Below are 14254 nucleotides of genomic sequence, written 5' to 3'. Positions count from 1 at the left end.
TCGCCGTCGTCCGCACGTACCGGCTGCCGGGTTAGGGGGTCTTTGGTGGAAAGCCAGGAGAAGCTCTTCGACTACCTGAAGAAGGCGTCGGCCGAACTCCAGGAGACGCGCAGGCGCCTGCGCAAGCTGGAGGCGGACGAGCGGGAGCCGGTGGCGATCGTCGCGATGAGCTGCCGGTACCCGGGCGGCGCGGACGGGCCCGACCGGCTTTGGGAGCTGCTGGCCCGGGGCGGCGACGCGGTCGCCGGGTTCCCCGGCGACCGAGGCTGGGAGGCCGTCGAGGAAGCGGACGGCGCGGCGCCCGGCGACCCGGCGGCGTCCTACGTGCGGGCGGGCGGTTTCGTGCCGGAGGCGACGGGTTTCGACGCGGGCTTCTTCGGGATCAGCCCGCGCGAGGCCCTCGCCATGGACCCGCAGCAGCGGCTGCTGCTGGAGGTGGCGTGGGAGGCGCTGGAGCGGGCCGGTATCGATCCCCGTTCGCTGCGCGGCTCGCGCACCGGCGTGTTCGCGGGAGCGTCGGCGTCGGGATACGGAGCGGGCCTGGGCGACGGAGCGGACGGAGCCGAGGGCTACCTGCTGACCGGCAACGCGGGCAGCGTGATCTCCGGACGGCTGTCGTACGTCCTTGGGCTGGAGGGACCCGCCGTCACGGTCGACACTGCGTGCTCGTCATCGCTGGTGGCCCTGCATCTGGCCTGCCAGGCGCTGCGGTCGGGGGAATGCGCGCTGGCGCTGGCGGGCGGCGTCACGGTCATGGCCACGCCGGCGACGTTCATGGAGTTCTCGCGGCAGCAAGGGCTCGCCGCCGACGGGCGGTGCAAGTCGTTCGCCGCCTCGGCCGACGGCACCGGATGGGCCGAGGGCGCCGGAATGCTCCTGGTGGAGCGACTGTCGGACGCGCGCCGACTCGGCCATCCCGTCCTCGCCGTGGTGCGGGGCAGCGCGGTCAACCAGGACGGTGCATCGAACGGTTTGACCGCTCCTAACGGGCCGTCGCAGCAGCGGGTCATCCGCGCCGCGCTGGCCGACGCGCGGCTCCGCGCCGACCAAGTGGACGCCGTGGAAGCACACGGGACCGGAACCACGCTCGGCGACCCCATCGAAGCGCAGGCGCTACTCGCCACCTACGGGCAGGACCGTCCGGACGACCGTCCGCTTCTTCTCGGCTCGGTCAAGTCGAACATCGGGCACGCCCAATGCGCGGCGGGCGTGGCCGGGGTCATGAAGATGGTGCTGGCGCTACGGCACGACCTGCTCCCCGCCACCTTGCACGTCGACGAGCCGTCTCCGCACGTCAACTGGTCCGCAGGTCACGTGCGGCTGCTGACCGAGGCGACGCCGTGGCCGGGCGACGGACGACAGCCCCGGCGGGCCGGGGTGTCGGCATTCGGAATCAGCGGCACCAACGCGCACGTCATCGTGGAGGAGGCACCCGACCCGGCGCCCACCGGCGCTGAGCCGGCCGACGGAGACACCGCCGCACCGGCCGCGGTGCTGACCGGTACGCCTCCGGTGTGGTTGGTGTCCGGGCGCACTGCCGATGGGTTGGCTGCGCAGGCTGGCCGCTTGCGTGAGTTCGTGGTGGCGCGGCCTGGGTTGGCTCCGGTGGATGTGGGTTGGTCGTTGGCTGCGACGCGGTCGGTGTTCGAGCACCGGGCCGTGGTGGTGGGTGGTGAGCGGGATGAGTTGGTTGCGGGGCTGGCGGCGGTGGCGACCGGGCAGCCTGCTGCGGGTGTGGTGACGGGCGCGGTTCCGGCTGGTGGTCCGGGTCGTGTGGTCTTCGTTTTTCCTGGTCAGGGTTCGCAGTGGATCGGGATGGGTCGGGAGTTGGCGGCGTCGTCTCCGGTGTTCGCTGAGCGGTTGGCCGAGTGTGCGGAGGCGTTGGCGCCCTACGTGGGTTGGTCGTTGCAGGACGTCCTGGCTGGAGCCGATGGTGCGCCTGGCTTGGGGACGGCTGATGTGGTCCAGCCGGTGTTGTGGGCGGTGATGGTGTCGCTGGCGGCGGTGTGGGAGGCGGCCGGGGTCGAGCCCGATGCGGTGGTGGGGCACAGCCAGGGCGAGATCGCCGCAGCGTGCGTGGCGGGGATCTTGAGTCTGGAGGATGCGGCGAAGGTTGTTGCGTTGCGGAGCAAGGCGCTGACCGTTCTGGCGGGTCGTGGCGGGATGCTGTCGATCGCCGAACCCGCCGACAAGGTACGGGAGCGGCTGTCGGAATGGGGTGAGCGGCTGTCGGTCGCGGCGGTGAACGGTCCTTCGGCGACGGTGGTGTCCGGCGAGCCGGACGCCTTGGCAGAGCTTGCCACGCTCTGCGCAGCCCAGGACGTCCGTAATCGTCTCCTGCCGGTCGACTATGCCTCGCACCACGCCCAGATCGAAGGGCTTAAGGACGAGATCCTGGCTGTACTGGAGGGCATCGTCCCTGGTCGGGCGCGCGTGCCGATGGTGTCGGCGATGACCGGCGAGTTCCTGGACGGCCCTGAACTCGACGCGTCGTACTGGTACGCCAGCCTGCGCGCGACGGTGGAGTTCGATCGGGCAGTTCGGGTGCTAGGTGAGGCCGGGCATCGGGTGTTCGTGGAGACTTCGCCGCATCCGGTGCTGGTCTCGGCGATCACCGACACGCTGGAGGCTTCAGGGGCCGAAGGCCCGGCCGCAGTGGTCGGGACACTACGGCGTGATGACGGTGGAGCCGACCGTTTGGTGTCGTCGCTGGCCGAGGCACATGTGCAGGGCGCGTCGGTGGACTGGACGACCGTGCTGCCCGCCGGGCAGAAGGTCGAACTCCCCACGTACGCCTTCCAGCAACAGCGCTACTGGCCTAACGTCTCGGCGTCCCTTCTCGCGCAGTCGGCGAAGGGCAACCGGGCGGGCGCCGAGTCCCGTTTCTGGACGGCCGTTGAAGGCGGCGACGTGTCCGGTCTCGCCGACGCGCTGGACGTCGGCGGGCAGCAGCTAGGCGAAGTGCTGCCCGCCCTCGCCGCCTGGTGGCGGCGGGAGAGGGACGGGGCGGCGACTGCGGACTGGCGTTATCGCATCTCCTGGGTCCCGGTCGCCGACACCGCTCCAGCGGTCCTGTCCGGCACGTGGCTTGTTGTGCTCCCCGCCCGACAGGCCGCCGAAGAGGTGGGCGCCGGGTGCGTTCAAGCTCTGACTGCGCATGGCGCGCACGTGGTGACCGTCGCGGTTCCTGCCGGAGAACTGGACCGGACGGCACTCGCCGCCTGCCTCACCAAGGCCCTGGCCGATAACGCTGCCGCGACAGGGGAAGGAACCGAAACCGCACGAGCCGACGTGGCCGGAGTGGTGTCACTGCTGGCGCTGGACGAGGGATCGGTGGAGCGGTTCCCGACGGTGGCCGGGGGACTGGCGGGATCGCTGGCCCTGGTGCAGGCGCTGCTCGACGCGGAGATCGGCGGCCGACTGTGGATGGTGACGCGCGGCGCGGTGACGGTCGGGACGGACGAGGCGCCCGTCGGCGCGGTACAGGCACAGGCATGGGGGCTCGGCCGGGTCGTGGGACTGGAGGTCCCCGATCGGTGGGGCGGCCTGGTCGACGTGCCCGAGGTCCTGGACGAGCGGGCTGCGAGCCGGCTGTGCATGCTGCTGGCCGGATGCGGTGAGGATCAGGTGGCGATCCGTCCCGCCGGGGTCATGGCGCGACGGCTGGTGCGGGCTCCGCAGCCGCGGATCGGGGCGCAGTGGACGCCCGGCGGCACCGTGCTGGTGACCGGCGGAACGGGTGCGGCAGGCGGGCATGTCGCCCACTGGCTGACGGGTCGAGATGCGCGGCGAATCGTGCTGACCAGTAGGTCTGGTGCGCGGGCGTCCGGCACCGCCATGTTGGCGGCGGAACTGGCCGCCGCCGGAAGCACGGTCGAGGTGGTCGCCTGCGACACCGCCCGCAGGGCCGACGTGGCCGAGCTGCTGGCCTGGATCGGCCGGAGCGGACCGTCACTGACGTCGGTGATCCACGCGGCGGGCATCGGGGACGGCGCGCTGGTCGAGCAGACCACCGTGAACGATCTGGCCGCCGTGCTGTCCGCGAAGGTTACGGGTGCGGCGCTGCTGGACGAGTTGACGGCCGGCATGGACCTGGACGCGTTCGTGATGTTCTCGTCCGGCGCCGCCATCTGGGGAAGCGGTGGGCTGGCGGGATACGCGGCGGCCAATGCGTTCCTGGACGGTTTGGCGGAGAGCCGGCGAGCAAAAGGCTTGGTCGGGTCGTCGTTGGCGTGGGGTTTGTGGGGCGGCGGTGGTATGGGCTCCGGCGAGAGCGGAGACCAACTGCAACGGCTCGGCATGCGCGTGATGGACCCGGCTGTGGCGGTGAAGGCGCTGGGGCAGGTGCTGGACGGCGGCGAGTGCTCTGTGGTGGTCGCCGATGTGGACTGGACCCGGTTCGTCCCGGTGTTCACGCTGCATCGGCCCAGTCCGCTGATCTCCAGCTTGCCGGAGGTTGGGCAAGTGCTGGCGTCGACCGGGGCGGTGGTCGAGGGCGCGGAGTCGCCGTTGACCCAGCGGTTGGCGGGGCTGTCTCGAACCGATCAGGATCGGTTGCTGGTCGATGTGGTGCGGGCTGAGGCGGCGGCGGTGCTGGGTCATGCCTCAGCGGACGCGGTGGAGCCGGGGCGGGCGTTCAAGGAGCTGGGTTTCGATTCGTTGACGGCGGTGGAGCTGCGGAACCGGCTGCGGACCGTGTCCGGGTTGGCATTGCCGTCCACGCTCGTGTTCGACTACCCGACCGCGCGGGCGGTGGCGCGGTTGCTGCGCAGCGAGTTGCTGGGCGACCCGGTTTCCACGGGTTCGGTACAAGTGGTGGCCGCCGCATCCGATGAGCCGATCGCGATCGTCGGGATGAGCTGCCGATACCCGGGCGGCATCACGGACCCCGATGGTTTGTGGGATCTGGTGGCGGACGGAACGGACGCCATTTCAGGATTCCCGCAGGACCGCGGCTGGGAAATTCTTGAGGAATTGTCCGGCGCGGGCTTGTCCGACGGCGTGCGGTACACACGCCAGGGCGGTTTCGTGTACGACGCGGCCGGGTTCGACGCGGGGTTCTTCGGCATCAGCCCGCGCGAGGCCCTGGCCATGGACCCCCAGCAGCGCATGCTGCTGGAGACCTCCTGGGAAGTGCTCGAACAGGCAGGCATCGATCCCGAGTCGCTGCGAGGCTCCGCAACCGGTGTGTTCGCCGGGGCGGCCTTCTCCGGCTACAGCACCGACAGCCCGGAAGCGGCCGGATACCAGCTCACCGGCGGCCTCACGGCGGTGATCTCCGGACGGGTGGCGTACACGCTGGGCCTGGAAGGTCCGGCGGTGACGGTGGATACGGCGTGCTCGTCGTCGCTGGTGGCACTGCATCTGGCCTGTCAGTCGTTGCGGTCCGGCGAGTGCACGCTCGCCCTCGCGGGCGGTGTGGCCGTCCTGGTCACACCCGGCGCGTTCGCGGAGTTCTCGCACCAGCAGGGCATGGCCGCCGACGGGCGCTGCAAGCCGTTCGCCGCCGCTGCCGACGGTATCGGCTGGGGCGAAGGCGCAGGCATGGTCCTGCTGGAGCGGCTGTCGGACGCGCAGCGGAACGGGCACCAAGTCCTCGCCGTCTTGCGAGGCAGCGCCATCAACCAGGACGGCGCGTCCAACGGCCTGACCGCCCCGAACGGGCCGTCCCAGCAGAGGGTCATCCGGGCGGCGCTGGCCAACGCCCAGGTCGCCGCCGACCAGGTCGACATGGTGGAAGCCCACGGCACCGGCACCACGCTCGGCGACCCGATCGAGGCGCAGGCGCTGCTGGCGACGTACGGGCAGGACCGTCCCGACGACCGGCCGCTGTGGCTCGGATCGGTGAAGTCGAACATCGGCCACACGGGAGCGGCCGCCGGAATCGCCGGCGTCATCAAGACCGTCCTGGCCCTCCGGCATCGGCGACTGCCCCGCACGCTTCACGTCGACGAGCCGTCCCCGCACGTGGACTGGGCCGCCGGTCAGGTGCGGCTGCTCACCGAGCCGCGTCCTTGGTCGGCGAACGCCCATCCGCGACGGGCCGCGGTGTCGGCCTTCGGCGTCAGCGGGACCAACGCCCACGTGATCATCGAGGAGGCCGCCGAGGAGTCTGCGCCCGGGCTGGACGACGACTTGGTGCCCGTACTGGCGGACGCTCAAGCGACGAGTTGGGTGGTGTCCGCGCGTACCGCCGGCGGGTTGGCGGCGCAGGCGGGACGGCTGCGCGAGTTCGTGGCGTCGCGCCCTGCCCTGGACCCGGCAGACGTGGCGTGGTCGCTGGTCACGACGCGTTCGGCTTTCGATCATCGCGCCGTGGTGGTGGGTGATGGCCAGGGCGGGTTGCTCGCCGGGCTGACTGCGGTTGCGGCAGGTGAACCCGCTGCCGGGGTGGTGTCGGGTGTGGCGGGCGACGCTGGCCGGGTGGTGTTCGTGTTCCCCGGTCAAGGGTCGCAATGGGTCGGGATGGGACGCGAGCTCGCCGCGTCCTCTCCGGTGTTCGCGGCGAAGCTGGCCGAGTGCGCGGAGGCGCTGGCGCCCTTCGTGGACTGGTCGTTGCAGGACGTCTTGGCCGGGGCCGATGGTGCGCCTGGGCTGGAGACGGCCGACGTCGTCCAGCCCGCGCTATGGGCGGTGATGGTGTCGCTGGCGGCGGTGTGGGAGGCGGCTGGGGTCCGGCCGGACGCCGTGATCGGGCATTCGCAAGGCGAGATCGCCGCCGCCTGCGTGGCCGGAATCTTGTCGCTGGAAGATGCGGCGAAGGTCGTGGCGCTGCGGAGCAAGGCGCTGACCGTCCTCGCCGGTCGTGGCGGGATGCTGTCGGTCGCTGACGACGCCGGCAAGGTGCGGGAGCGGCTCGCGGAATGGGGCGAGCGGCTGTCGGTCGCGGCGGTGAACGGACCTGCGGCGACGGTCGTTTCAGGTGAGCCGGACGCCTTGGAGGAACTTGCCGCTGTGTATGCGGCCGACGGTGTGCGCACCCGTCTCCTGCCGGTGGACTACGCCTCGCACAACGCACAGGTCGAAACCCTGCGCGAGGAGATCGTGAGCGCACTGTCCGGCATTGCCCCTGGTCAGAGCCGGGTGCCGATGGTGTCGGCGATGACCGGCGAATTCCTCGACGGTCCCGAACTCGACCCGTCCTACTGGTACGCGAGCCTGCGCACGACGGTGGAGTTCGATCGCGCCGTCCGGGCCTTGGGCGAGGCGGGGCACCAGGTCTTCGTGGAGGTCTCGCCGCACCCCGTCCTGACCGCCGCGATCAGCGACACGCTCGACGATGAGGCCGCCGTGATCGGGACGTTGCGCCGCGACGACGGCGGAGCGTCCCGGCTGATGACCTCGCTGGCCGAAGCCCACACCGGCGGGACGCACGTCGACTGGACGGCCGTCCTGCCCGCCGGACGGCGCGTGAGCCTGCCGACCTACGCCTTCCAGCATCAACGCTACTGGCCGGAGATTCCGCAATCCCTTCTCCGGCCGCCCGGCGCGGACGGTGCCGGGACGGCGGGAGAGGCCCGGTTCTGGGCGGCCGTCGAAGGCGGCGACCTGACCGGCCTGGCCGATGCGCTGGCAGTGGACGGGCGGCGGCTCGGCGAGGTGCTGCCCGCGCTGGCTGCGTGGCGGCGCCGAGAGCGGGACGAGGCGGCGGTCGCGGACTGGCGGTACCGGGTGTCCTGGCAGGCGGTGACCGAACCGGCTGCCGCCCCGCTCTCTGGCACCTGGCTGCTGCTCGCTCCGGCCGGGCGCACTGACGACGCATTCGTGAACGGGTGCGTCCGGGCGCTCACCGGCAGGGGAGCCCAGGTCACCGTGGCCGACGTCGGGCCGGACGATCTGGACCGCGCGGCGCTGGCGGCCCGTCTCGGCCACCTGCTGCCCGAGTCGCCCGCGGCCGGAGTGGTGTCGCTGCTGGCCTTGGAAGAGCGCCGCCTCGCCGCTTACCCGGCGGTGCCCGCCGGGCTCGCCGGAACGATGCTTCTTCTGCAGGCACTGGGCGACGCCGGTATCGAGGCGCCGCTGTGGGTGGTGACGTCCGGTGCCGTCGCCGCCGGCCCCGGTGAGGCACCGACCAGCCCCGTCCAAGCGCAGGCCTGGGGGTTGGGACGGGTCGCGGGCCTCGAACACCCGGACCGGTGGGGCGGCCTGATCGACCTGCCGCCGGTCCTGGACGATCGGGCGGCTGCCCGGTTGTGCGCTGTGCTGGCGGGTTGCGGTGAGGACCAGGTCGCGGTGCGGCCGTCGGGCATCCTGGCCCGCCGGCTGGTGCGCGCCGTGCCCAGGCGTGACCGGACGCGGCGGGAACTGCGCGGAACCGTGCTGGCGACCGGCGCGACCGGCGGAATCGGCCCGTACTTGGCGGAGTGGCTAACCGGGTCCGGAGCCTCGAACGTCGTGCTGACCAGCCGGCGTGGACCGGGCATGCCGGGCGCGGCCGGGCTGGCGGCGAAGCTCGCCGCGTCCGGTACCGGAGTCAGCCTACTGGCCTGCGACGTCGCGGAACGGGACCAGGTGGTGGACCTCCTGGACTGGATCGAGATGGCCGCGCCGCCGCTGCGCACGGTGATCCACGCGGCGGTCGGTGGCGACCGGCTCCCGCTCGACCGCACCGATCTGCCGGAGCTGGCCGCAGGCTTGGCGGCCAAGGTCGATGGCGCGCGCTGGCTGGACGAGCTGACCGCCGATCGGGATCTCGACGCGTTCGTTCTGTTCTCCTCGATCGCCGCGACCTGGGGGAGCAGTGACCACGGCGCTTATGCGGCGGCTAACGCTCATTTGGATGCGCTGGCCTTGGAGCGGCGGTCCCGTGGGCTGCCCGCGACTTCGGTGGCGTGGGGCGTCTGGGACACCCGGCAAGACGTGACCGCGGAGCTCGACCTGCCCAGAAGCGTCACCTGGCTGCTCCGGCAAGGAATGAAGTTCATGAGACCGGCGCCCGCCCTGGCCGCGCTCGGCCAGGTGCTCGCCGACGACGAGACCTTCCTCGCCGTCGCGGACGTCGACTGGACGCAGTTCGCGCCGGTGTTCACGGCAGTACGGGCCTGGCCGCTACTCGACCAGATCCCCGAAGTGGCGGGACTGGCCATCGATGCCCCCGCCGAGCCGAAGGGTGAACTGGCCGCGCGGCTGGCCTCAGCCACTCCGGCGGAACGGGAAAGGGTGGTCGCAGACCTGGTTCGGGTGCACGCGGCGGCGGTGTTGGGGCATGCGTCGCCGGATGAGGTGGGGGCGACGCGGGCGTTCCGCGATATGGGTTTCGATTCGCTCACCGCCGTCGAGCTCCGCAATCGGCTGAACGCCGAGACGGGCCTGAAGCTGCCCTCGACAGCCGTGTTCGACTACCCGTCCCCGCAAGCGCTGGCCCGCCAGATCACCGGCCGGCTGCTGGGGGTCGCCGACGCCGCTCCGGCCGTCCCGGTGCAGGCCGCGGCGTCCGGTGAGCCGATCGCCATCGTGGGCATGGGCTGCCGGTTCCCCGGCGGCGTGAACGCACCCGAGCAGCTCTGGGATCTGCTCGCCTCCGGCGGCGACGCCGTCTGCGACTTCCCCGCCGACAGGGGCTGGGACGTTACCGGGCTGTTCGACCCCGACCCCGACCACCCCGGAACCTCCTACACGAGCCAGGGAGGATTCGTGTTCGGGGCCGGTGAATTCGATCCGGGGTTCTTTGGGATCAGTCCGCGTGAGGCCTTGGCGATGGATCCGCAGCAGCGGTTGCTGTTGGAGACGGCGTGGGAGGCGTTGGAGCGTGCGGGCATCGATCCGCTGTCGCTGCGCGGAACCTCCACCGGAGTGTTCGCCGGCGCCTCGCCGTCCGGCTACCTGGCGCAGAGCGTCGGGACGGAGGGCTCCGAGGGCCACCTGATCACCGGAAACGTGCCCAGCGTGATCTCCGGTCGGGTGTCGTATGTGCTGGGCTTGGAAGGCCCTGCGGTGACGGTGGACACGGCGTGCTCATCGTCGCTGGTGGCGTTGCATCTGGCGTGTCAGGCGGTGCGCTCGGGGGAGTGCGGGATGGCTCTGGCCGGTGGTGTGGCGGTGATGGCCGATCCTGCGGAGTTCGTGGGGTTCTCGCGGCAGCGGGTGTTGGCGGCCGATGGGCGTTGCAAGGCGTTCGGTGCGTCGGCGGACGGGATGGGGTTGGCTGAGGGGGCGGGCATGGTGCTGGTGGAACGCCTGTCGGACGCGCTCCGCAATGGGCATCCGGTGCTGGCGGTCGTGCGGGGCAGTGCGATCAACCAGGACGGCGCGTCCAACGGGTTGACGGCTCCTAATGGGCCGTCGCAGCAGCGAGTCATCCGCGCCGCCCTGGCCAATGCCCGACTGTCGGCCACCGACGTCGACGCCGTGGAAGGCCACGGCACCGGCACCACGCTCGGGGATCCGATCGAAGCACAGGCCTTGCTGGTGACCTATGGGCAGGACCGGCCGGACGACAAACCGCTGTGGCTCGGATCGATCAAGTCGAACATCGGGCATGCTCAGCAAGCCGCAGGAGTGGCCGGGGTCATTAAGACCGTCCTGGCGCTCCAGCATCGAGAACTGCCGCGCACGCTGCACGCGGACGAGCCGACACCGCATGTGGACTGGTCGTCCGGTGCGGTGCGGCTGCTGAGCGAAGCAGTGCCGTGGAACTCCGACGAGGAGCCGCACCGCGTCGGAGTCTCCGCCTTCGGAATCAGCGGGACCAACGCGCACATCATCCTCGAAGAAGCACCCGCTCCGACCTCAGACGGTGTCCCCGAGGTCAGTGAACGTCCGGTGCCAGTGCTGACGGGCGGGCCGGCTGTGTGGCCGCTGTCGGCGCGTACCGGTGGCGGGTTGGCGGCGCAGGCGGGTCGGCTGCGCGAGTTCGTGATGGCCAGCCTCGACCTCGACCCGGCGGACGTTGGTTGGTCGCTGGTCACGACGCGTTCGGCTTTCGAGCATCGAGCAGTCGTCACCGGCGATGGCCCTGTCGAACTGCTGGGAGGGCTGTCTGCGGTGGCGGCGGGTGAGCCCGCCGCCGGTGTGGTGAGCGGCGTGGCGGGTGACGCGGGCCGGGTGGTGTTCGTGTTCCCCGGTCAGGGTTCGCAGTGGATCGGGATGGGACGCGAGGTGGCGGCTGCTTCGCCCGTGTTCGCCGCACGGTTGGCCGAATGCGCAGCGGCTCTCGCGCCCTATGTCGATTGGTCGCTACAAGACGTCCTAGATGGAGTTGACGGCGCTCCGGCTCTGGAGACGGCCGACGTCGTCCAGCCCGCGCTATGGGCGGTCATGGTGTCGCTCGCGGCGGTGTGGGAAGCGGCAGGCGTGCAGCCGGATGCGGTGGTCGGGCACTCTCAGGGCGAGATCGCTGCCGCCTGCGCCGCCGGAATCCTGAGCTTGGAAGAGGCGGCCAAGGTCGTGGCGCTGCGCAGCAAGGCCCTGACCGTCCTAGCCGGTCGTGGCGGGATGCTGTCGATTGCCGAGCCCGCCGGCAAAGTGCGGGAGCGATTGACGGCATGGGGTGAGCGGCTGTCGGTCGCGGCGGTGAACGGCCCTGCGGCGACCGTGGTGTCCGGTGAGCCCGCTGCCTTGAATGAACTGGCTGCCGCGTGTGAGGCCGACTCGGTACGCACCCGGTTGCTGCCGGTCGACTACGCCTCCCACAGCGCGCAGGTGGAGGCGATCGAGCAAGAGATCGTGGACCTGCTGAAGGGCATCGTCCCTGGTCAGGCGCGTCTGCCGATGGTGTCGGCGATGACCGGGGAGTTCCTGGACGGGCCCGAACTCGACGCGTCCTATTGGTATGCGAGCCTGCGCGCGCCCGTGGAGTTCGACCGGGCGATCCGGGTGCTGGCCGAAGCAGGGAACCGGATGTTCATTGAGGCCTCGCCTCATCCGGTCCTGACCGCGCCGATCATTGAGACTCTGGAGGCGGTGACGTCCGACTCGGCCGCGACGAGGGCGATCGGGACGCTCCGGCGGGACGATGGCGGCGCCGACCGGCTGCTGATCTCGCTGGCGGAGGCGTACACGGCCGGCGCCAGCGTGGAATGGACAAGCGTCCTTCCCGCCGGTGAACGGGTCGATCTGCCGACATATGCGTTCCAGCGCGAGCGCTTCTGGCCGGAACCCCTCACGCAGCCGACCACTACAGGCGGCGACGGCGCCGAAGCCGGCTTCTGGGCAGCGGTCGAAGACGGAGACGTAACCGGCCTCGCCGAGGCACTGGCCGTCGACGACCAGCGCTTGAGCGAGGTACTGCCCGCGCTGGCGTCCTGGCGACGGCAAGAGCGGGACACGGCGGCGGTGTCAGATTGGCGCTACCGGGTCTCCTGGGTCCCGGTTTCCGAATCCGGCCCCGTCGTTCTGCCTGGCACATGGCTGCTGATCGCCCCAGCAGACGACCTAACGCCCCGTGAACTCGTCGACGGTTGTGAACGCGCCCTGACCGATCGGGACGCGCAAGTGATCGTCACCGAAGCGGCTTCGGGTTCTGCCGACCGCGGATCTCTCGCCGGCCTGCTAGCCCAGGCCGTCCCCGCAGACGGGGTGGCCGGGATCGTGTCGCTGCTGGCGATGGACGAGCGGCCAGCGGCGGGCGTCGAGGGAGTGGCGGGCGGCGTGTCGGCCACGCTGGCGCTCGTCCAGGCGCTCGGGGATCTCGGGGTGGAAGCGCCGCTGTGGGTGCTGACGCGGGGCGCGGTCGCCGCCGGGGACACGGCGGCGGTCAGCGCGGTCCAAGCCCAGGTGTGGGGGCTGTGCCGGGTCGCGGGCCTGGAGCATCCGGACCGGTGGGGCGGCCTGGTCGACCTGCCTCCGGTCTGGAATGAGCGGACGGCCGGACGGTTGTGCGAGGTCCTGGCCGCGGGCGCCGAGGACCAGGTCGCGCTCCGCACCGCCGGAATCATGGCGCGCAGGCTGGTGCGGGCTCCGCGGCCTGCCGCCGGCGGGGGACGCTGGGTGCCGCGTGGCAGCGTGCTGCTGACCGGCGGGACCGGTGGGGTCGGCGGGCACGTCGCCCGGTGGCTGACCGGACGAGACGCCGCCCGGCTGGTGCTGGTCAGCCGATCCGGTCCCGGCGCGTCCGGCGCGGCGGCGCTGGCCGCCGAGCTGGCCGAGCGCGGCACGGCGGTCGAGGTGATCGCGTGCGACACCGGCAGGCGGCCGCAAGTGGCGGGGCTGCTGGAGCGGATCGCCGCGGGCGGGCCGCCGCTGACCTCGGTCTTCCATGCTGCCGGCACCGGTCAGACGACCGCCGTCCAGGACATGGGCGTGGAGGAACTGGCCGGGCTGCTGGCGGCGAAGGCGGTGAGCGCCGCGCACCTGGACGAGCTGACCGCGGGCCTGGACCTCGACGCGTTCGTGCTGTTCTCCTCGGGATCGGCGGTCTGGGGAAGCCAGCGCCTGCCCGGGTACGCGGCGGCCAATGCCTTCCTCGACGGCCTGGCGGAGAGCCGCCGCGCCAGAGGGCTGCCCGCGACGTCGATCGCCTGGGGCCTGTGGGGCGGCGGCGGGATGGGCGAAGGCGACGCCGGCGACCAGTTGCAGCGGCTCGGGCTGCGGGTGATGGACCCGGCGCCGGCGGTCCGGGCACTCGGCCAGGTGCTGGACGGCGGCGAGAGTCTGATCACGGTCGCCGACGTCGACTGGGCGCGGTTCGCCCCGGTCTTCACCCTGCACCGGCCCAGCCCGCTGATCGCCGACCTGCCCGAAGTCGCGCGGGCCATCGCCGACGGCGCCCAGGCCGACGAGGCGTCCGGCGAGGCGGGTGACGCCCTCGCCGCCCGGCTCGACGGCCTGCCCCGCGCCGAGCAGGACCGGGTGCTTGCCGACCTGGTGCGCGCCGAGGCCGCCGCCGTGCTGGGCCACCGCTCCGCCGACGCCGTCCCGGGCGGCCGCGCGTTCCGCGACCTCGGCTTCGACTCCCTGACGGCGGTCGAACTGCGCAACCGGCTCACCGCCGCCACCGGCCTCAAGCTGCCCGCCACGCTGGTCTTCGACTACCCGTCCTCGGCGGTTCTCGCCGGGCACCTGGCGGCGCGGATCCGGGGGGAGGGCGGCACCGAACCGCTCCTCGCCGAACTCGACCGGCTCGAGGCCGCCCTCGCGGACGTCCCCGCCGACGGAGACCTGCGCGCCAACGTCACCGTGCGCCTGCAGACGGTCCTGTCGAAATGGATGAGCGCGGAGGCCGCCGAGAAGGAGAACGCCGTCGTCGACCGGCTCGAGTCGGCCAGCGCCGACGAGGTGCTCGATTTCATCGACAAAGAGTTCGGGGCGTCCTGAT

At 71.8% G+C, this 14254-nt stretch carries 1 protein-coding gene; it reads left to right on the top strand.

The window, feature by feature from the left end:
• Positions 1 to 45 precede the first annotated feature (45 nt).
• Positions 46 to 14253: a type I polyketide synthase gene (locus J4709_RS05090; RefSeq protein ID WP_208237425.1), complete on the top strand. Its 14208-nt coding sequence runs from the start codon at positions 46 to 48 to the stop codon at positions 14251 to 14253.
• Position 14254 lies beyond the last annotated feature (1 nt).

The organism is Actinomadura violacea (genome assembly GCF_017573465.1).
Taxonomy (GTDB): domain Bacteria; phylum Actinomycetota; class Actinomycetes; order Streptosporangiales; family Streptosporangiaceae; genus Spirillospora; species Spirillospora violacea.
Note: the sequence above shows the minus strand (reverse complement) of the source record. Positions and strands in the feature narration are given on the sequence as shown.